The organism is Klebsiella sp. CN_Kp073 (assembly GCF_040065495.2).
Taxonomy (GTDB): domain Bacteria; phylum Pseudomonadota; class Gammaproteobacteria; order Enterobacterales; family Enterobacteriaceae; genus Klebsiella; species Klebsiella aerogenes.
In genome coordinates, this window is record NZ_CM198051.1 from 2,576,595 (window position 1) to 2,596,531 (window position 19,937).

Annotated in this window: 25 protein-coding genes; 20 read left to right on the forward strand and 5 right to left on the reverse strand. The window is 52.9% G+C overall.

Features of this window, described 5'->3' with window-relative positions:
• The first annotated feature begins 91 nt into the window (after nt 1-91).
• From ABLV66_RS12360 to ABLV66_RS12425, 14 genes are all read left to right on the forward strand, one after another.
• Nucleotides 92-439 carry a DUF3592 domain-containing protein gene (locus tag ABLV66_RS12360; RefSeq protein ID WP_228339400.1) on the forward strand — a complete coding sequence of 116 codons (348 nt, stop codon included), beginning with the start codon at nt 92-94 and terminating at the stop codon, nt 437-439.
• 42 nt (nt 440-481) lie between these two features.
• Nucleotides 482-859: a hypothetical protein gene (locus ABLV66_RS12365; RefSeq protein ID WP_348876641.1), complete on the forward strand. Its 378-nt coding sequence runs from the start codon at nt 482-484 to the stop codon at nt 857-859.
• Nucleotides 860-927: 68 nt separating this feature from the next.
• On the forward strand, nt 928-1,314 hold the full coding sequence (locus ABLV66_RS12370) for a DUF3592 domain-containing protein (protein WP_042897410.1): 387 nt from the start codon (nt 928-930) through the stop codon (nt 1,312-1,314).
• Nucleotides 1,315-1,354: 40 nt separating this feature from the next.
• Nucleotides 1,355-1,744 (forward strand): hypothetical protein, encoded by a 390-nt coding sequence (locus ABLV66_RS12375; protein ID WP_213797215.1) that lies wholly within the window; start codon nt 1,355-1,357, stop codon nt 1,742-1,744.
• A gap of 105 nt (nt 1,745-1,849) precedes the next feature.
• Entirely contained in the window at nt 1,850-2,197 is a 348-nt protein-coding gene (locus ABLV66_RS12380; protein ID WP_047048433.1) for a DUF3592 domain-containing protein, read from the forward strand.
• A 92-nt stretch (nt 2,198-2,289) separates the two neighbouring features.
• Nucleotides 2,290-2,688 carry a hypothetical protein gene (locus ABLV66_RS12385; RefSeq protein WP_047079165.1) on the forward strand — a complete coding sequence of 133 codons (399 nt, stop codon included), beginning with the start codon at nt 2,290-2,292 and terminating at the stop codon, nt 2,686-2,688.
• A 6-nt stretch (nt 2,689-2,694) separates the two neighbouring features.
• Nucleotides 2,695-3,075, forward strand: a complete 381-nt coding sequence (locus ABLV66_RS12390; RefSeq protein WP_047048427.1) for a DUF3592 domain-containing protein — start codon at nt 2,695-2,697, stop codon at nt 3,073-3,075.
• 19 nt (nt 3,076-3,094) lie between these two features.
• On the forward strand, nt 3,095-3,466 hold the full coding sequence (locus ABLV66_RS12395; protein ID WP_045394322.1) for a hypothetical protein: 372 nt from the start codon (nt 3,095-3,097) through the stop codon (nt 3,464-3,466).
• 45 nt (nt 3,467-3,511) lie between these two features.
• Nucleotides 3,512-6,052, forward strand: coding sequence for a DUF2169 family type VI secretion system accessory protein (locus ABLV66_RS12400; RefSeq protein ID WP_348876640.1), 2,541 nt, complete (start codon nt 3,512-3,514; stop codon nt 6,050-6,052).
• Complete coding sequence (locus tag ABLV66_RS12405) at nt 6,049-7,119, forward strand: pentapeptide repeat-containing protein (RefSeq protein WP_047048422.1); 1,071 nt, start codon at nt 6,049-6,051, stop codon at nt 7,117-7,119. The genes ABLV66_RS12400 and ABLV66_RS12405 overlap by 4 nt, the downstream gene beginning before the upstream one ends.
• A gap of 11 nt (nt 7,120-7,130) precedes the next feature.
• On the forward strand, nt 7,131-7,736 hold the full coding sequence (locus ABLV66_RS12410; RefSeq protein WP_015366583.1) for a DUF3540 domain-containing protein: 606 nt from the start codon (nt 7,131-7,133) through the stop codon (nt 7,734-7,736).
• A 10-nt stretch (nt 7,737-7,746) separates the two neighbouring features.
• Entirely contained in the window at nt 7,747-8,139 is a 393-nt protein-coding gene (locus ABLV66_RS12415) for a DUF4150 domain-containing protein (protein WP_015366584.1), read from the forward strand.
• Between the two features lie 74 nt (nt 8,140-8,213).
• The gene (locus ABLV66_RS12420; protein WP_047079168.1) at nt 8,214-8,546 is read left to right on the forward strand and encodes a thioredoxin family protein; all 333 of its coding nucleotides are present in this window, start codon (nt 8,214-8,216) and stop codon (nt 8,544-8,546) included.
• Nucleotides 8,546-9,133 carry a hypothetical protein gene (locus tag ABLV66_RS12425; protein WP_047048412.1) on the forward strand — a complete coding sequence of 196 codons (588 nt, stop codon included), beginning with the start codon at nt 8,546-8,548 and terminating at the stop codon, nt 9,131-9,133. The genes ABLV66_RS12420 and ABLV66_RS12425 overlap by 1 nt, the downstream gene beginning before the upstream one ends.
• Nucleotides 9,134-9,190: 57 nt before the next feature.
• Here ABLV66_RS12425 and ivy read toward each other — a convergent pair whose 3' ends face one another.
• Nucleotides 9,191-9,640, reverse strand: a complete 450-nt coding sequence (gene ivy / locus ABLV66_RS12430; protein ID WP_047048409.1) for an Ivy family C-type lysozyme inhibitor — start codon at nt 9,638-9,640, stop codon at nt 9,191-9,193.
• A 224-nt stretch (nt 9,641-9,864) separates the two neighbouring features.
• On the opposite strand from ivy, the gene ABLV66_RS12435 reads away from it, so the two are divergent.
• Both ABLV66_RS12435 and ABLV66_RS12440 read left to right on the forward strand, forming a co-directional pair.
• A complete protein-coding gene (locus tag ABLV66_RS12435) occupies nt 9,865-11,124 on the forward strand; it encodes a mechanosensitive ion channel family protein (protein ID WP_047048406.1) in 1,260 nt (419 codons plus the stop codon).
• A 40-nt stretch (nt 11,125-11,164) separates the two neighbouring features.
• On the forward strand, nt 11,165-11,770 hold the full coding sequence (locus ABLV66_RS12440) for a hypothetical protein (RefSeq protein WP_348876639.1): 606 nt from the start codon (nt 11,165-11,167) through the stop codon (nt 11,768-11,770).
• A gap of 41 nt (nt 11,771-11,811) precedes the next feature.
• On the opposite strand, the gene ABLV66_RS12445 is transcribed toward ABLV66_RS12440, so the two are convergent.
• Entirely contained in the window at nt 11,812-12,780 is a 969-nt protein-coding gene (locus tag ABLV66_RS12445; protein ID WP_047048405.1) for a PDR/VanB family oxidoreductase, read from the reverse strand.
• Nucleotides 12,781-12,795: 15 nt separating this feature from the next.
• A complete protein-coding gene (gene hpxD / locus ABLV66_RS12450) occupies nt 12,796-13,833 on the reverse strand; it encodes a molybdenum cofactor-independent xanthine hydroxylase subunit HpxD (RefSeq protein WP_348876638.1) in 1,038 nt (345 codons plus the stop codon).
• 125 nt (nt 13,834-13,958) lie between these two features.
• On the opposite strand from hpxD, the gene hpxR reads away from it, so the two are divergent.
• The gene (hpxR, locus tag ABLV66_RS12455) at nt 13,959-14,894 is read left to right on the forward strand and encodes a LysR family hpxDE operon transcriptional regulator HpxR (RefSeq protein WP_348876637.1); all 936 of its coding nucleotides are present in this window, start codon (nt 13,959-13,961) and stop codon (nt 14,892-14,894) included.
• Here the strand turns inward: hpxR and hpxO are convergent.
• Nucleotides 14,873-16,027 carry an FAD-dependent urate hydroxylase HpxO gene (gene hpxO, locus ABLV66_RS12460; RefSeq protein WP_348876636.1) on the reverse strand — a complete coding sequence of 385 codons (1,155 nt, stop codon included), beginning with the start codon at nt 16,025-16,027 and terminating at the stop codon, nt 14,873-14,875. The genes hpxR and hpxO overlap by 22 nt on opposite strands.
• A 359-nt stretch (nt 16,028-16,386) precedes the next feature.
• Between hpxO and ABLV66_RS12465 the strand changes: the two genes are divergently transcribed.
• Genes ABLV66_RS12465 through uraH form a run of 3 tightly spaced genes read left to right on the forward strand, consistent with a single transcriptional unit; the run spans nt 16,387 to nt 18,570 of the window.
• Nucleotides 16,387-17,769, forward strand: a complete 1,383-nt coding sequence (locus tag ABLV66_RS12465; protein WP_047067529.1) for a nucleobase:cation symporter-2 family protein — start codon at nt 16,387-16,389, stop codon at nt 17,767-17,769.
• Nucleotides 17,747-18,247, forward strand: a complete 501-nt coding sequence (gene uraD, locus ABLV66_RS12470) for a 2-oxo-4-hydroxy-4-carboxy-5-ureidoimidazoline decarboxylase (protein ID WP_047056833.1) — start codon at nt 17,747-17,749, stop codon at nt 18,245-18,247. The genes ABLV66_RS12465 and uraD overlap by 23 nt, the downstream gene beginning before the upstream one ends.
• The gene (gene uraH / locus ABLV66_RS12475) at nt 18,244-18,570 is read left to right on the forward strand and encodes a hydroxyisourate hydrolase (protein ID WP_348876635.1); all 327 of its coding nucleotides are present in this window, start codon (nt 18,244-18,246) and stop codon (nt 18,568-18,570) included. Before uraD ends, uraH begins: the two co-directional genes overlap by 4 nt.
• An 18-nt stretch (nt 18,571-18,588) precedes the next feature.
• On the opposite strand, the gene guaD is transcribed toward uraH, so the two are convergent.
• Nucleotides 18,589-19,926: a guanine deaminase gene (guaD, locus tag ABLV66_RS12480; protein ID WP_348876634.1), complete on the reverse strand. Its 1,338-nt coding sequence runs from the start codon at nt 19,924-19,926 to the stop codon at nt 18,589-18,591.
• Nucleotides 19,927-19,937 lie beyond the last annotated feature (11 nt).

Below are 19,937 nucleotides of genomic sequence, written 5' to 3' on the forward strand. Positions count from 1 at the left end.
TAAATAATCAATCCAGAACCTAACGATTTCTCAATTTTTTGCATTTAAAATAAGACAGCCATCAATGGTTCACTTAATGTAAGATTTTACGATGTCAAATTCAACAATGTGGTCTATCTTTATAACCATTTTAGTTTTGGGGTGGTTCTTATACAGTATAATGAAGTCAGGAAATAATGATGAGAAGTTTCGTAAGGAAGGCCTTAAAGTTGAAGCTAAAATTATTAGTAAGCAACATATAAGTACCTCTGGCACCGGGAATATGAAATTTGATTTTGAATTGGAATTTATGACTCCCGATGGATTTGTCGTCACACATGCTCGTCGTTTTATAACTCCGGAAGAAATGGTTAAAATTGGTAGGAAAAATACAGTTTGTTTATATTACCTCCCAGGTACCCCTGAAAAAGTCTACCTTGTTCCTGGGGATATGGAGTAAGCAATCGATGATGGTTTTTGTTAATAACACGGATGCAACCCTATGAATGTCATCACGGAATCATCTTTTATCTTTGGCATTGTGGTGACAATCATAGCATTAGGTATATCATTCGCTGCATTCAAACCGAATAAATCTGAAGTCTCAGCAATTAAAAACTGGTTATCGAGAGATAAGTGGTCCGGTCAAACAATCCTGGTTCCGCTAGAATCATGGCGTCAGACAGAAACAAAGTACGGCAATGATTATATTTATGATTTCTATTTTAGTGCAAATATAAACGGTTATGTAAAAAAATACATTGCGAAAGGCATTGTAAGACCCGGTGACATTCATAAATTAAAGAAAGGAATGTTATTATCAGTAAAGTACAGTAATGACACGCTTGTAAAGATAGCCGTTACTTCCGTTAATTATTAAATGTGTAATGGTGCTGTAGTATTTGATATTTCATTCTACCTATAAAATCACAACCTGGAATTGATTAAATGGATTTTCTAAATACAAAATGGTTTTATATTCTGCTTGTGGCATGCCTTATAGCACTCTATATTATTGGGCGGAATTTTCGTAGTTCCGTTATCCCTATGATCAAGGCTGGGTTTATTGAAAGCGCTGTTCTTAAAACAGGAATCGCAGTAAATGCCGATATTATTGCATCTCATCAAACTAGTATGTGGGGTGGAAATAAGCCAATATACCATTTGACCTTAAAATTTAAAACTCTTGAAGGTGTTGAAACCGAAGCGAGTGTTGATATGGGGCTAAGCTTTGAAGAAATTGAGAGATTTAAACCCGGCAATGGGACAACAATAAAATACGACGCTAAAAATCCTAAACGAATCGCAATTTATGACAGACCATTATTTTTATAATGTGACAATTATTTATATTTAAAACCTAAAAGAGCTAACAATGAACTTTATTTATCAACACTCTTTGTTAATTGTTATTGCATCGGTTGCATTTAGCTTTTTTCTGTTGTTCGGTTCGTTGCGAAGTCTCAAAGGACAGGGCGGGGACCTTACTGAAATAAAAAACTGGCTAAGCCGTGAGCGCTGGACCGGTGAGATCAAAAACGCATCTCTGGTAAGTTGGCGTCAAACTAACGCGACCAATAATTTTGATTATTATTTTGTATTTACCTTTGAGGCGAACATTGAGGGTACGACAAAACAGTATAATGCTGCCGCCGTGGTACGTGCTTCAGAAATCCCCAAATTAAAACCGGGACTTCAATTAACTATAAAGCATGAGGGCGTTCCGCCAAAACGAATGGCTGTTATGGATGTGGATTATGAATAAACAGGGTATCCACTAGACTTCTATGCTCGTGGCCATTTAGGTGGCCACTTAAAAACACTCACAGAATTTCTAATATGTGATGAACTTCATCATTAATGGATCATTATGTTTGACTCTATGTGGGAAACATTAATATTAGCCATTTTAATTTTGTTTGGTTTGTTCTTATATTGTTATCGTTCAGGCTCCAATTATGATAAGTTTAAGGCAAATGGCATTCGTACCGAGGCTAAAATATTAAGCATGGAAAAAATTGGCGCGAGTGGCGGAGGGAGCACTAAACTTAAAATGGAATTATCTTTCAATACTGACTCAGGTCTGGTGACGGCAACGGCTAAACAGTATATTTCCCCGCAAAATATGGTAAAAATCATGAGAAACAATACTATTTACATCTACTACATGCCTGATAATCCCAAAGAGTTATTACCAACACCTTGGGAGATGGAGTGATGGAGTCTCTCTATATTGTGAGAAAACCAAGATGTCTTTTTACCTAAAATCATGAATTGTGAAGCCTGAACTGAAACCCACCAGGGATAATTATGTCATTTGAAAAATGGATCACCAATATGTCTCCAGGGGAAATGATACCCGTGATTATTGGTTTGTCAGTAAGTATATTATTCATGATAGCCACCTATTTCACATTCAGAAAGTCATCGTTACAACTAAAGTCAGTGAAAATCTTTTTAAAACGCGAGCGCTGGCGAGGAGACTTACTGAGGTCGCGGATTGAATTCTGGCAACAAACTAATGTAATGCTCGGTAATAATCTATTTTTCGATATATATTTTCGCATCGATGAAATGCCTCAATTATTTTGCGCCAAGGCGCTGATTGCACCAGCACAAATACATCTATTACGTAAAGGGCTGTCCATTGTCGTTAAGAAAGGACGCGGCAATAAGATTGCTATTATGCAAATCGGTGATGTGGGTTAATTCACTATGGATATACTCTTTTTTATCGTCATGGGGCTGATTGTCCTGGTGTTTGGTATCTATCCCATGGCCCGTTTTCTTTATCAGGATGTTTACCCGTACTTAAAGGATAGTTTTACCCACAGTGAGGTCCTGCAATCAGGGATTGCGGTCAACGCGGATATCATTGCCGCACACCAGACCAGCGCCTGGAGCGGAAGTAAACCGATCTATCGTATCACCTTTAAGTTTAAGACCCGCGAGCAGGTTGAAGTTCAAGCTAGCCTGAATCACACCCTGAATTTCAGCGACATTGAACGTTTTAAGCCGGGTAATGGCACAACGATTAAATACGATCCGGCGAACCCGCAGAGAATTGCGCTATATGACAGGCCGCTTTTTTTGTGACAGCTAATCAGGAGATAACATGGAAATCGTCTCTACCATAATGCTAACCATGGCATGGGCCATTCCGCTGGTAGTATTGCTCTTTGTGGCCTGGGTTGCGATGCAGAATATACGCTCTGCGCGACAAGATAAAAAAACGAAAATGAATGGTGTCAATGTTAAGGCCACCATCCTGCAGATCAAATACGATCGCGACCAGCGAATTAATAATCACTACTCAGCCATTTTGACCCTTCGTTATCATTGGCATGAGCAAGAACTGCAGGGCATCCGCGGCGTTATATTCCCCGCGCAAGACCAATCTGAGGTTCAGGTGAATCAATTAATCAATATTCGCGTTCACCAGGACGACCCACAACATTTCTACTACCTCGATTATCGTAATGTCTGATGCTAAGCATCAATTCCCCTTAAGAACCTATCGCATTAGGGCTATATGAAAATCATTAAACCCTTACGCCTGAGCGTACTGAACCGGCCATTCCGCTGGCAGGGCAAAAATTATCTTGGCGTTTCGGTGCTGGCGTTGGCGGATATGGGGCCAAACCCGCAGCTGCGCCCCGAGATGGAACTGTGGCAGCTTGCCGCCGACGAACTGCAAACTAGCGGCGGCGTGGTGGATATGGCCATCCCTAAAGTCCGCGCCGAATTTCTTGCCACCGGTTTTGCCTATACCCATCATCAGCAGGAAAAAAGCGCCTGCGTGGCGCGCATCGATATCGACAAACTGAGTAAGTCGTTGGTGGTGTTCGGCGATCGCGAGTGGACGGGGCAACGTATGACCCGACCGCAGCCGTTCAGCGAAATGCGCCTCGACTGGAGCCGCGCCTTTGGCGGCGGTGATTATGCCGACAACCCGCACGGTCTTGGTGTCGCGCCGGTAAAACAGCAGGGGCGCGAGCATCATCCTCTGCCGAATATTGAACCACTGGAGGGAAGAGTAAGCTCGCCGCAGCAGAAACCGCAGCCGGCAAGTTTTGGCCCGTTGGATATTCAGTGGCCGCGGCGCTTTAGCCGAATGGGCAAAAAATATGATGCCAGTTGGCTACAACAGGAGTTTCCCGGTTTTGCCCGCGATATTGACTGGAAAGTCTTTAACGCCGCCAGTTCGGATCAATGGTGGGAGGATCGGGATACCTTGCCGCCAGGGGCGAAATGGCGGATCTGGAATATGCATCCAGAGAAACCAATGCAGGAGGGCCAGTTGCCGCCGTGGCAGGCTCGCTGTTTTATTCATCGCCAGCGCGCGGATGAAACGCTATTCGAAGAAATTGCCTTACGCGCCACCACGGTATGGTTCTTTCCCCATCGGGAACAGATGATGCTTATCTGGCAGGGGCACATTCGTATCAATGAAGACGATGCCGCCGACGTCCTGCAGCTGATCCCGGCGCTGGAAAAAGAGGGTGCCGCCCGTTCGCTTAATCACTATCGCAAGGTACTGGCCCAGCGAATGGATAAAGAGAAGGGCGCGCTCTTCTCCTTTCGCGAAAAGGATCTCATACCGGAAGAGACCATCGGCCCGTGGATCGACAATGAAATTGAACAGTCGCCGAGTCCGCAGCAGGAGAATATGAAAAACCGCGCTCGTCTGCTGCGTGAACAGCATCGCGCCGCCATCGAAGCCAGCGGCGGTGATATCGATAGCCTGTTGGCGGATATCGACGAGCCCACGTTACCTAAGCTTGAAGACCTGCCGGAGTTTATCGCCGACATGGAGCGTCAGGCGCAGGAAATGGAGAATGATGCGCAACAGCGCAAACGTGAGATGGAGGCGCAATATCCGCAGTTGAAAAACGATGAAAACCAACCGCGCGGCCCCGAATCCATGCACCGGATGCAGGAGATGCTACATCAGCACCAGCAGGAACTGAGCGAGAAGAAGCGCGCGCAAACGCGTGAGGCGCTACATCAGATGTACCTGGCCGCGGTGCAGCATCAGCCACCGGCGGTCCGGCTGAAGGGCGATCTGGCGATGATCCTGCGCCAACGCGCCGAGCGTACCATGGCGCAGGGCGGCAATTTTAGCGGGATGGATCTGACCGGCGTTGATTTTTCCGGCATGGATTTTCGCGGCGCCAATTTTGAAAAGGCGTTACTGGAATGCGCGGACCTCAGCCACTGTCAGCTGGATAACGCCTCTTTTCAGGGGGCCGTGCTGGCCAGAACGGAGCTACAGCATTCGTCGCTGCGTAACTGTGATTTCAGCGGCTCCAGCCTGGTACTGGCGGAGTGCCATCAAAGCGACTTCACCGGCGCTCGCTTTGAAGATAGTCAGCTACAGAACGCGCTGTTTGCGCAATGCATTTTCGATAACGCGACGCTAAAAACGCTGATCCTTCGGGAAATCAGCCTGATTGACTGCCGTTTTCAGCGCGCCGAGCTGGATGGCTGCGTCTTTATGGAACTGACGCTGGCACAACCTGATTTCAGCCACGCGCGGCTGCACAAATGCTCGTTTTTACAATCTGAACTGGAGCATGCCATTTTCCACGAGGCGACGCTGGAAAGCTGTTCGCTGGTGCAGACCCGAGCGGAGCGCGCTGATTTTAGCGCTGCAACATGGCTAGCCAGCGCTGCGGTGTCGGAAAGCTCACTTATCGGCGCCGACTTCAGCCACGCAACGCTGCAGCAGAGCAATTTGCGCCAGACGCCATTACAGGGCGCGTGCTTTGCGCTGGCAAAAATCGAAAACAGCGATCTGAGTGAGGCTGATTGTCGCGATGCCAGCTTTGTACGGGCGAATCTGGTCGGCAGTCTGTTTGTTCGCACCGATTTTCGCGAGGCTGATTTTACCGACGCCAACCTGATGGGCGCGCTGCTGCAAAAAAGCCAGCTTGCCGGGGCCAATTTCGAAGGCGCCAATCTGTTCCGCGCCGATCTTTCACAATCCTTTACCAGTAAAACCACGCGGCTGGACGGCGCATGGACCAAACGCATTAAAACCCTGCCGAAGCGCGATGGAGAAGTGATATGACGATACTGAGCCCGGAGGAGATCGTTCAGCGCATCAAAAACGGCGAGCCACTCAATGAAATATCGCTGGATGGTATCAACCTGCAGGGCTGCGATCTCTCCGGCGGACTGTTTCAGGAGGTGTCGCTACGCGGCGCTAATCTGCAAAATGCCAATCTGCATGAAGCCCTGTTTACCGAGTGCCAGCTGCAGAACCTGCAGCTGCAAGGCGCCCAACTTAAGCAGACGACCTTCAATCAGTGTGAAATGGCCCATCTTCAGGCCGCTGAAACCACGCTTGATAGTTGCGTGTTTAATCAGTGCGACCTGCAAGAGAGCGATTTCTCGGCAACGACGCTGCAAAGCAGCCAGTTTATGCGTTGCCAGATGAGCAGGAGCCGTTTTAGCGGTTCAACGCTGGAACGCAGCGTGTTTTATGAGGCTGACCTGACTCACGCCAGCTTTGCGCAAAGCCGCGGTCTGTTGACCACCTTTTACCATATTGATTTGCGGGACACCGCGCTGAACGGAATGCAGTGCGACCGGCTGGTGTTTTTCCAGTGCGATCAGCGCGGCAAAGACTATTCAAGGCAGGGCTTTACCGGCTGCCAGTTCACCGATTGTCCGCTGGACGGCGCGAAGTTTAACGGCGCCCAGCTAACCCAGTGCAATTTCAAAGGCGCGTCATTGCGTGAAGCAGAGCTCAATCAGGTGAACGCCAGCCAGGCGCTGCTTATGGAGGCCGATCTGCGCGGCGCCCAGTGTCGCGGCAGCCGGTTCGACCAGGCGATATTTGTCGGCGCGATCCTGGAGCAGGCCGACTTTAGCCAGAGCAGGTTGTTCCAGAGCGTTTTACAGCGGGTTCAGGCCGCTGGGGCGCGATTCGCGCTCTGCGATCTGACGTGGAGTGATTTTTCCGCCGCCGACCTGCGCCAGGCGGATCTGCGCGGCGCGACCTTTTCCCGCACCCGGCTGCATCGCGCCCGCCAGGACGAAGCGCTGTTTACCGGCCGCCAGGGGATCCTGGAATACGATGAAGAGTTATTAGCCGCTGAGGCGTGGAGCGCCCAGCGCCACAGCCGTTGTTAAGGAGACAACAGATGACAACTATTAATCACAAACTGGCCCAGGCGGTGATGCCGCCGGCGCAGGCTTCCGGCACGGTGACCCATTGCTTTGCCGACGGTAGCGTGACCGTCGAGAGCGAAGGGCGCGGCTGGCACTGTCGGCGAGCGGTCAGCTGTCTGATCGCGCCGCAGGCTGGGGATCGCGTACTCATCAGCAGCGTGGACAACCAGATCTGGCTGTTAGCGGTGCTGGAGCGTGATGAAAGCCGGCAGGCGGAGCTCAGCGTACCGGGTGACCTGCATATTCAAAGTCAGGGGGAACTCAGCCTCAGCGGTCAGCGGCTGTGCGTCAATGCCGCGCAGGGGGACTGCCATATCAGCGAGATGAACTACAGCGGCGATAAGCTCTCGGCATGGGTGACACTGTCACGTATTGTCGGCAAGCGCGCCGAATCGGTCTGGCAAACGGTGACGCAAATTAGCCACAATCTGCTGCGCACCACCCGGCAGACCGAGCAGGTGCGCGCCGGGCAGTTGGATATGAAAGCGGAAGATTATGCCCGCCTGCATGCGCACAATACGGTCATCACCTCAAAAGCGATCACCAAAGTCGATTCAGAACAGATCCACATGGGCTAAGGAGCTAATCATGTTTGCCAACTGCCAGCTTTTTGGTGTCGATTTAGCCTTCCCCGACGTCTGTCTGACGCCGATGCCGGCGCCTACACCGATTCCCTATCCGGATATCGCGCTGGGGCCGACGGCGATCCCTAACGCGCTCAATATTCTGTTTATGGGCATGCCCGCGCACAATATGGCGACGGTGACGCCGCTCACCAACGGCGATAACCCCGGCGTGGCGACCGGGGTAGCGTCAGGTACGGTGATGGGGCCATCGCGTCATCTGACCGGCGCATTTACCGTGCTGCTGAAAGGCACGCCGGCGACGCGTCTAACCAGCGTTAGCCTGCAAAATTCGACAAACGCGGTCGGTATGCGCATCGTACCCAGCCAGTTCAAGGTATTGATGCTGGCGCCGTAAGCTGTCGGCTATGCGAGAAAACGATTACAATCGCTCAACTGAATCACTTTTTGTGCAGAGTTATAAGGGTCAAAATGAATCCGAGCGTCATTCAGTGGAATGAAGACAATTTCTCGCAAGTTGAACGCTATAACGGCGTGGCTGTTGTGCGTTTTCATGCGCCGTGGTGCGGCCCTTGTCAAAGCAGCGAAAGTCTTTTTCTCCAGGCGGCCGACCGGCTACCGTCTGATGTTTTAGTCGGTACAGTAAATGTTGTTCAGGCTCCGGTGCTGGCGGCGAAATATAGCGTCTGGGGGTTACCCAATACGCTTGTTTTCCGCGATGGTCAGGTGGTGGAGCGTCTCAGCGGCCCACAAACATTCAGCACTATTTTTGCAGCAATAATTCGCGCCCAGGCCCTCATCTGATGTCGATAGTTTCTCCGATAGTGGGGCCCGTCTTCTACGATCTCCTGCAGCATGGTCGGGAGATAGACCGCGCTATTGCGCGCCGGGACGCCAGCTTGCTGAATCACTCCACGCCAGGACTTGAAGGCTACTTTTCGCGTCCACCAGGCGAACTTCCCCGGCAAAACCCATTTCCGGTCGCCGCGCTATTCCCACTGTTCTTAGTGGCTTTTGCATTCAACTTGCTACCATTTTTGCAGACGCTCCCGCCATTCTCGGCACCGATACGGGTAGCGAGTTTTTTTGTACCGGCGCTGGTGATAATATTTTTTCTGTTAACCAGCGGCGTGTTGCTGGCTCGCGGTTATACCCTCGGGCTGAAGGGATTTCTGGCGCTATTTCTTATCCTCTCAGCGTCAACGGTGGTGCAAGCATTGCGAGCGATGGTTAGCGCAGGTGAAAGTCTCTGGCCGCTGGCGTTCGCCGCGCTGGCATTACTGTGTTGCCGGCTAATATTTAACCGCCAGGGATTCGTGCTGTACGCGATTTATTGTCGTAGCCAGCGGTTGGCTCTTCTCGCGGGCAAACTACGCCGGCAGCGTAAATAGAGAGCGGCGAAGACGGTGAGCAACCCCTGACTATCAACGGATAGCCAGGGGTTTTGTTTATTGCGGGTAGTTAAACGCGTCAGGATGGTTTTCAAGGCTGCCGCTCAGCGCGGCAAACAGCACGGTTTTGCCATCAATCGACAGCGCATCGCTGACGTTAAGCCAGGTCAGTTTTTCCTGCGATGTTTTCTCATCTACCACCGAGAAGACGCCCGACATCTGTTTGGATTTTTCCGACCAGATCACGGCGATACGTTCGCTACCACAATCGTGTGGTTTACAGGCGCTTAATACCTGCCAGGATTCAGATCCCAGTTTCACGGTTTGTGCCGGGGATCCGGTACCACCGCTGTTAACCCAGGCCGGGAGTTTATGGCCTTTAACCATCTGGCTGAACGACGCTTTGGTCGCATTATCTTTGGCAAGTGAAGTCAGCGTGACATCACTTTGCGCCATGACGCTGGCGGATGCAGTGAGTGCGACGACGGCGGCAAGTGCTTTGAACATGTTTCCTCCTGGAGTTGATATGTCCTCATTTCGGGCCCCTTAATAGTGGGCGCAGAGCATCATTAATGCAAATGAACATATTTATACAATGAATGTGATCCCCCGCGCAAAGCGTGGACTTATGCGGCTTTGACATGTCATGATGCACATTGGTTAAATTTTTGTATTAATAGCTGATAGTAAATGGCTAATACAAAAGGGCATATTAATTCAGGCGATAACGCATGGCGTATTTGAATCATCTGTTGACGTTTATTGAAAGTAATCCGGCTCTGGCGATCGGCTTTAACCTTATTCTGCTGGTCGTCTCCGGCATCTTTGCCCATCTTTTGTGCAAGTTTTTGCTGATTAAAGTGATACGCAAGGTGTTCTTCGCCAGCCATAAACAGGACGTGCCGCTGGAAAAAGACCGCCGTATCGCCGAGAAACTGTCAAACTTCATTCCGGTTATTATCGTCTACTACGTTCTGCAGTTTATGCCCAATATGCCGGCATCGCTGGTAACGGCGATTAATACCATCTGCGGAATTTTGTTTTTTATTTTTCTGTCGATCTTCTTCAACGAAATGCTGGATATCGTCAATAGCTCTTATCTGCGTAAGACCAAACGTAAAAACCACTCCATCAAAGGCTATATCCAGATAGGTAAAATCTTAGTTCACATTCTGGCCGCGATTATGATCCTCGCCGTGATGTCGAATAAATCACCGGTGATTATCATTTCCAGCCTCGGCGCCGTCGCGGCGGTGCTGATGTTAGTGTTTCAACATACCTTGCTGTCGCTGGTGGCCAACGTCCAGCTATCGTCCAACGATGTCCTGCAACTGGGCGACTGGATCGAAATGCCCGACAAGAACCTGAGCGGGGAAGTGACGGATATCGCGCTGCATACCATTACTATCCGTAACTGGGACAACACCATTTCGCGTATTCCGACCAAGAATTTCCTCACAGAAACGTATACCAACTGGCAGGCGATGTTCTCGTCCGGCGCACGGCGGATCATGCGTAGCATTAATATCGATCAGCACTCGGTAACCTTCCTGAATCAGGAGATGTTAACCCCGATGCTGGCAATCCGCGGGGTGGGTGAGCCGCTCAGTAAATTACTGGATGGTCGGGATCCGGGCGGCGTCGCGGATCGCTGGTTTATTGATAACGGGTTGACTAACCTGACGCTGTTTCGCCATTACCTGATGAGCTATCTCGCCGAACGGCCAGATATCATTAAAGATATGTACATCGTGGCGCGGACGTTAAAACCATCGCCGTCCGGGCTGCCGCTGGAAATCTACTGCTTTACCTCATCGACGCTATGGATGGATTACGAGAACACGCAATCCGCTATTTTTGAATACATTACCGCCGTGGCCGGGCAGTTTTCACTGCGTCTTTACCAGTATCCCGCCGGGCATGATTTCTGGCGCTTATCGCAGGAAAACAGTTTACGGACGACGACACCGCCGTCGACGGAAGGGCCATAATTGGCGCGTATATCCATCTCGACAACAGGATGTTCAGAGGATGCTGAAGTTCATGAAAGACAGTTTGCTGCTCAGTGCGGTCGTCAGGGACAGAATAAAAACCAACGATCCGCAGCAACTGGAGAAGCTTAAAGACAGATTAAAAGACCGGATGGGTATTCCGGTCGGCTGGCATATGTCAGGAATACCGCTGATAGGGGCAATGATTCTGAGCATGCTCGCTTTTGCCCTGGCTCAACCTTATCTCTGCCTGGCGATGTTCGATCTATTTGGGCTGCCGCAGTATGCCGTGATGGCGGCGATTGTGCCTGTATCGCTAATTTATAGTCTGGTAATGGTTCTGGCGATGTACTTCGTTGCCAGAGGCAATTTTCTGGCGCTTAAATTATCACTGGCTTTGATGGTTTTCAGTGGTCTGGTTGCGAGTGTTTATTTTCTTTCTGTTTGCCTCGGGGCATTATTCGGCGCCGGACTAAAACCAGGATTTCTCATCAGCGCCGTGCTGGGACTATTATTTATGTTCGGCTGTATCCGATGCATAAATAGCCAGACTTTTTACCGTGCAAACGCCCTTTATTTACATAACAGGGTCTGGCGAAAACAGCTTAATATTCAGCGCCAAATGCCGCGCCGCGCTTCACGTTAGAAAAGGGCGGCAACAACCGGCAGTTTTCGCCTGGCCTTATTTTATAAATCAATGAGCAGATTCGTGCTGCGACTGCGGGAGCAGCACAGCGCGACATGCTGCACGATGGCGCATTTTTCTGCTGCTGACTGCACCGTATCACGATGGTCCACCTCTCCCTCAACGACTCTGGTCAGACAGGCGCCGCAAATCCCCATCTCACAAGAGAGCGGCACTGCCACACCATTTTCCTGCAATACCTGCGCAATGGTTTGATTGGCGGCGACAGGCCAGCATTGGCCAGAAGAGGCGAGCGTCACCGTAAACGTCTCTTCTGGCCGGGCGTCGTTCGCGGGCATTGACGCCTGAAACGCCTCCTCATGGATCTGCTCAGCCTGCCAGCCTTGTATCGCCGCCGCCTGGCGCGCGGCGGCCATAAATCCCGCCGGACCGCATACGTAAAGCCGATCCTCACGGTGAGGAACGCTCAATCTGCCAGCCAGATTTTCTCGCGGGCTCCCGCCTTCAGCTGAGCTATAAATTCTCACGTTTTCTGGCGCCAGCTTGCGGGCAATCGCGGCTAGCAGGGCGCCGTTTTCTCGACGGTTGAGGTAATAATGCAAGGTAAACGGATTTCCCTGCGCCGCTAACGCCCGCGCCATGCTATACAGTGGCGTAATGCCAATCCCGGCGGCTAGCAGGGTGACGTGTCGCGCCGTCTGCAGGGTAAACTGATTTCTCGGCGGTGATATCATCATCCTCTGACCCGGTCGCAGCGTCTCATGGATGTAGCGCGAACCGCCGCGCGATTCTGCCGCTCTGGCCACGCAAATCAGATAACGTTCCAGCCTGCTGTGGCTGCCGGTGAGTGAATACTGACGGGTTACGCCGCTCGCCAGATGCAGATCGATATGGGCGCCGGGCTGCCATGCGGGTAATGGGCCGCCGTCAGCCGTCACCAGCCTGACCGCCAGATTATGTTCGCCTTCGCGCCAGAGACCATCGACAACCACCTCAATCAGAGTACTCATCATATAACTCCTTGCTCAGACCAGGAAAAATGCACCGAAACCCAGCCGCTTCAAGCCGCGACGGTAGGCAATTGAGCTACGGTCGGCAGGAATATGTGCTTCCAGGGTAAGATCCAGAGGTAGCGTCTCCGGACGCTGGCTCTCTACCATCAGCCGGTCTTCTTCAAACACGCGAAGGTTGAAGGCGTAGACTTCCTCCACCGGCACATGCAGGTCGAAATTGCGGGCGATAGGGGCAAACATTCGCGTGATCCGTGATGAGACGGGCGAGGCGGCATTCATAATTACCAGCCGGGCTTCGCCGGGGAAATGAATCGTCAGGGTGGCGGTAAAGGGCAAATGCATCTCAAAGCGACGCAGCCATTGAAAACCCTCCGGAGCGCGGTAGCCGGCGCTTGCCGGATAATTGCCGACCGTACTCCAGTAGTCGACGACAAACCCATTTTCCGTTTCCTCAGGCAGGTAGTCAGGAACCTGTTGATTATCCGCATCGGCGAAGGTGTCGGTATGGATCCACGCAAAATGCGCCACATCAAGAAACCCTTCAACCTGACGGCCTGCGAAGCCATTGACCTCAAAAGCCGGGCAGGTCAGTTGCTGAAATCCGTCGTCTGCCCAGTGCGGCATGGTCGGTAACTGCGGGGGACTGTCAGCATCATAATCGAGACAGACCCACACCAGACCATAGCGCTCTTCCGCCGCGTAGCTGGTCAGATTTAATTTCGCCGGTATCGGCTGATTTGGACTGGAGGGGATTCGGTTACAGCGGCCATCTTCCCCAAAGCGCAGGCCGTGATAAGGGCAAATGATACCTTCTTCGTCATGAAAACCTAACGTCAATGGTACCCCGCGGTGGGGGCAAGCGTCGCGGGCGACCACTATGCTTTCGTGCAGGCGATAGATTACCAGCTTTTCATCCAGCAGGGTGGCCTTCACCGGTTGCCGGCCGATATCCGCGCTACGCGCCACCGGATGCCAGCATTTTGCCAGCCGCAGCCAGTCCTGGGGTTCAAAGGTGCAATGCGCGGGGGGCGTGAGCGGTTGTCTGTTCATCGTTTTGCTTCCTGATGGCTAAAGTGATTGTTTAATTGTTGTGAGTTAATTGTTGCCATAGTAGGGTGTTGACATCCATCAGCATTAATTCAGCTATCCGTTGCAAAAATCAGTACAGGTAACCGATGAGTCCTTTCTCACGCTTTGCTCGCTATTTTATGGAAGTGGCCCGCAGCGGCAGCCTGCGTCGGGCGGCGGAAAAACTGCATATTTCGGCTTCGGCGATTAACCGCCAGATACTGCAGGCTGAAGCGTCCTTCGGCACGCCGCTGTTTGAGCGGCTGCCGGAAGGTTTGCGGATGACCACCGCAGGCGAGTTGCTGTATGACAATCTGCTGCGCTGGCAAAAAGAGTTTCGCGTAACCCAACAGAAATTTGATGAACTGCAGGGGCTAAAACGCGGAACGGTGAATGTCGGTATGGTGCAGGCGCTGGCCGAAGGGAGTTTTGCCGCGGCGCTGGCAGAGATTATCAACCAGTGCGAGTGGCTGGAACTGATGTTGCAGGTCGCCGATAGCCAGAGCATCAGCGACAGAGTGCGTCAGGCCGATGTCGATTTTGGTCTGATCCTCGATCCTGAAGGTCAGGCGGGTCTCAACGTACTGGCGTTTATTGAAATGGAAGTCGGGGTGGTAATGCATCCGCACCATCCTTTTGCCGCTGCGCCCGCGATCTCGCTGGGGGAACTTAGCGATGAACGGCATATTATTCCCGGCGCGCCGTTAATAGTGCATGACCGGGTGGCAATGCTCTATCGCCATTATGATTTTTCGCCGCCCAACACCGTTAGCTGCAATGATATTCGTCTGATTAAATCGCTGGTGCTTAAAGGCGGCGGAGTGGCGGTCCTGAGCCTGCTGGACGTGCAGGACGAGGTAAACAACGGTTCGCTGGCGTTTGTGCCGCTACGTAATAAGCTGCTGCGGCCTTTGACCCTGGCGCTATGCACCGCGCCATCGCGCCAGCTATCTCGTCCGGCGCAAATGGCGATTCAAAAACTCACGCTGGTGATGGAGGAGATGCGTAGCGCTGCTCACTCTCAGCCTAATGGCCCGCCCTGAATGGTTTCGCACAAGCCATTGATAATACGCTCGCCGGTTTCCGTTTTCAGTTCCTGATACCAGGCTTTGGTTAACGCCATATCTTTACCGTGGGTGATATCACAGCGTTTACGCGCTTTGAGCACCAGGTCACGCACCCGTTCACAGCGCAATGCTTCGTACTGGCGCAGCGCGGTGACAATATCGCTGTTTTCGCGTAGTACATTCCCCAGCACGACCGCGTCCTCCATCGCCGCGCAGCCGCCCTGGCCAATATCCGGCGTGGTGCTGTGTCCGGCATCGCCCAGTAGCGCCACCTTGCCACGTACCAGCTTATCAAAAGGTTCAATATCGTGAATTTCTATCCGGTTGGTGGTCTGCGGGTCGAGGGCGGCGATAAGCTTTTGCACCGGCGGCGCCCAGCCGGTGAAGTAGCGGGTTAAATCGTCGCGCAGGGTGAGGCGATCTTCCGCTAATCCGGCCGGCAACGGCACATCGAAGAAGAAGTAGAAGCGTCCGCCCGCCACCGGCATCAGCGACACGCGTTTCCCTTCGCCGACAAACGTCGTCCACTGATCGGCGGGAGCAATGGACTCATCAATATCGACCAGACCATTCCAGTTAACGTAACCGGCATAGCGGCGTTCCGGCGTATAGCCGAGCACATATGGCCGCAGCGCCGAATGGCTGCCATCGGCGGCGATGACCACATCGCCGTGCGCCTCGCTACCATCGGTAAACCAGACGGTTACGCCGTCGGTATGCTCTTCCACGCGGGTAACCCGCTTGCCGAACCGCACCTGCTCACGCCCCCAGAAATCGAGCATCTCGCCCTGCAGTTCCGTTCGCGACACAGGCGAAGGGCGGCCCTGCGTACGTTCAACCAGCGGCGCGAGGCTGAAGCGGGTGAGCGTTTCTCCGCGTTGATACTCCTTATACGCCAGATAATGCATCGGGCCGCCGTAAGCGTCGATGATCTCGCCCATCCCCAGGCGGTTCATACACTTGACGCCGTTGGGCCAGATAGAAATCGCGGCGCCAACCGGCTTAATCTCTTTTACCGCTTCGAACACTTCGCATGCGATGCCTGCGTTACGGAGCGCCACCGCGGCGCTCAAGCCGCCGATTCCCGCGCCAATCACGATTGCTTTCATTGTCTTCCCCTTAGGTGTGTTGTTTAAGGGGTTCAGCAATTTGCGTACCAGGTAGCAGAACATACGAAATCAGCGGAAAACGGAAGGGTGATGGGCGGAGTGCGCACCAAAGAAGGGCAAAGTTGCGATTATGTTGCCTTTTTATGAATCAAAGATTTCTTTAAATGAATTCAGGAATCAAAAGTTTCATGGCCTTGCGCCAACGATCGTTACGGCCCCCCCACACTTTAATGAAGCTATTTCACTGAAAAATAATAGATAAAACGATTTTTAGGTGGATAAAGATAGAGGGAGTCAGCAATGTGGCCTGCTTTGTGCACTACATCGTCAACGCTTACCCACGACGAGACGGTGACCCCATGTCTGATGAAAAGAACAGCAACCTGCTTTATGGCCTCGAGCAGCGCATCCCGCCGCTGCCAGCCTTTTTTAGCGCCTTACAGCACGTGCTGGCGGGGCTGGTCGGCATTATTACGCCGCCGCTGATTATTGGCGCCGCGCTGGGGCTTGGCGAATGGCTGCCATATTTAATTAGTATGTCGCTAATAGCTTCCGGGATTGGCACCTTTCTTCAGGCTAACCGCGTCTGGGGGATCGGTGCGGGCATGATCTGTATGCAGGGCACCAGCTTCGCTTTTCTCGGCGTAGCGATTGCCGGCGGCATGTGGGTGAAAGCGCAGGGAGGCGGCCCGCAGGACATTATGGCTATGCTGTTCGGCGTCAACGTTGTTGCCGCGCTGGTACCGGTCGTCGTCAGCCGCTTTATCGAACCGCTGAAAAAACTCTTTACCCCGATTATTACCGGCAGCGTCATTGCGCTGATCGGCATCAGCCTGATAAAGGTCAGTATTATTAACTGGAGCGGCGGCGAGCACGCGAAGGATTTCGCCAGCCCTGGCAATATCGCATTGGGCGGCGTGACCTTAGGGATTATCGTGTTATTAAGCTGCGCGAAAAACCGCTGGCTGCGTTTATCGTCGGTGGTCATCGGCATGGCTGTGGGCTGTATCGCCGCCGCGTTGAGCGGGAAATTTCATCTGGCGCCGGTCGGCGAGAGCTGGTTTCGTCTGCCGGCGCTCTTTCCTTTTGGCTTTCAGTTTAATAGCGCCATCTTTTTACCGGTCGCGCTGGTGTCGCTGGTCTGCATTCTTGAAGCCGTCGGCGATTTAACCGCCAACTGCCTGATCTCAAAACAGTCCATCGATGATGGCGCGTTTCGCTCACGCCTGAAAGGCGGGATCCTCGCGGATGGTATTAGCTGCCTGATCGCCGCGGCGATCTGCGCTTTTCCCAATACCACCTTCGCGCAGAATAACGGCGTGATCCAGATGACCGGCGTCGCCAGCCGCTATGTCGGGCGTTATATCGGCGTGTTGCTGATTCTGCTTGGTCTATTTCCGCCATTTGGCGAAATCCTGCGCCAGATCCCCACGCCGGTGTTAGGCGGCGCGACGATGGTCATGTTTGGCTGTGTCGTGGCGGCCGGGATCCGCATTATCACCCAGACCCCGCTAACCCGCCGCGATATGCTGATTGTGGGCCTGGCATTTGGTTTTGGCCTCGGCATTGAGGCGGTTCCCGCTTTCCTTGCCCATTTCCCGCCCATCATCGGCAATCTGTTTGGATCTGCCGCTACCAGCGGCGGGCTGGTGGCGATTGTATTGAATCTGATTATTCCGCAAGAGAAAGCCGCCATGACGGCAGCGGCAAGGAGCAATGATGATAACACTCAACCACTTTAATCAGCTGCCGCAGGCGCAAGCCCTGCGACTGCTCGAACCCTGCGTGGCGCTCCCCGCCTGGCGCGAAGCGCTGGCGCTGGGGCGCCCCTATGCCACACTGACGGCCTTAACGGACCGCGCACAACAGCTGATGCAGCACTGGGGGGAGGCGGACCTGGCGCGGGCGCTCTGCGCCCACCCGCGGATCGGAGAGAAGCCGACAGGCGGGGAAGCGCATGCCGCGCTGTCTCGCCAGGAGCAGGCGGAGGTTAATGCCGACGATGCCGCTATCGCCCGGGCGCTGAAAGAAGGGAATGCCCGTTACGAAGCCCGCTTTGACCGTGTGTTTCTGATCCGCGCCAAAGGGCGCAGCGCCGCCGAGATCCTGCAGGCGCTGACCCAACGGCTGACGCATAATGACGCGCAGGAAATTGAAGCGGCACTGGAACAATTACGTGAAATCACCTTACTCAGACTGGCGGGAGTTATTAGCGCATGATCACCCTGAGCACCCATATTCTTGATATTTCCACCGGCAAGCCTGCACAAGGCGTGGCGGTCACCCTGTTATGCGAAGGGCGCAGCCTGGCATCAGGCGTGACGGACAGCAATGGCCGTCTGGGCGAGCTGGCGAAGGGACAGCTGCGTCCCGGAAACTATCAGCTGGTGGCCGAACTGCAATCGTGGTTTGCGCGCGATGGCCGCCAGACCCTGTACCGACAGGCGCAGATCGATTTTATGATTACCATTGATGACAAAGACCATTTTCATCTGCCTTTTTTAATTGCCCCCGGCGGCTGGTCGACCTATCGCGGAAGTTAAATTGAGTCCGCTGCCCGGTCAGAATACAGTGCCGGGCAGCGGTTCATCCTTCGTACACCATACCTGTTCGCCATTGACCCAGGTCTCACTAATGTTCCGTTCATCGCCTAAGGTCATTAACACGAACAGCTGTTCATACACATCCTGACAGCGGGCGCTGCGCAGTCTTTGTAGCGGTGTCACCGCCGGGTCGATAACCACCAAATCGGCCTCTTTTCCCGACTGGAAATTACCTATTTTGTCATCCAGGCGTAACGCGTGCGCGCCGCCCAACGTCGCATGATAAAACGCTTCGCTGGCGCGCAGGCGATAGCTCTGTAGCTGCGCCACTTTATAGGCCTCGCCGAGAGTACGCAGCAGGCTGAAGGAGGTCCCGGCGCCAACATCGCTGCCGATGCCGATCCGGACCTGATGTTGCCAGCTGGCGGGCAGGCGAAATAGCCCGCTACCCAGAAACAGGTTTGACGTCGGACAGAAAGCAATTGCCGAACCGGTCTCATGCAGACACCGCCACTCTTTCTCTGCCAGATGGATCCCGTGGGCGAAGACGCTGCGCTCACCGGTCAATTGATAGTGATGATAAACATCAAGATAGTGCTCATGCTCCGGCCATAACTGCTTTACCCACGCTATTTCATTTAGGTTTTCACTCAGATGGGTATGTAGCCAGGTATCGGGAAACTCCTCCCGCAGCCGCTGAACAGCTTGCAGCAGCTCCGGCGTGGAGGTGGGGGCGAAACGCGGCGTAATGGCGTAGCCCAGACGACCGCGCCGGTGCCAGCGCTGGATCAGTTCGCGGGTCTGGCGATAGCTTTGTTCGGCGGTTTCGGTTAAATACTCCGGCGTATGGCGATCCATCATCACCTTACCGGCCAGCAGGCGCATGTTCAGGCGCAACGCCTCGGTAAACAGGGCCTCCACGGACGCCGGATGAAGCGTACAAAATACCAGCGCGGTGGTGGTGCCATGGCTGAGCAACTGGTTGACAAAAAAACGGGCGATATCTGCCGCGTACCGTTCATCGGCAAACTGGCTTTCCACCGGGAAGGTATAGGTGGTCAGCCATTCCAGCAGCTGTTCGCCAAAGGCGCCGATCATTTCGGTTTGAGGATAATGAATATGGGCGTCGACAAACCCCGGCAGTAGTAGTTTACCGCGCAGATCGCGATAGCCTTTCTGTGGATCGAGTAATGCTTCGCCTTCCTGCCATGGCAGTAGAGCCTGAATCTTTCCGGCGTAAATAAACAGCACGCCATCATCAATATATCGCGCGTAGCGGGCGATATCGTCAGCGCTGGCGGCGGGTTGGCTAATATCAAAAAACGCACCGCGTAGCGCGGTGTGGTATTCCAGCATGTTGCCGCCTT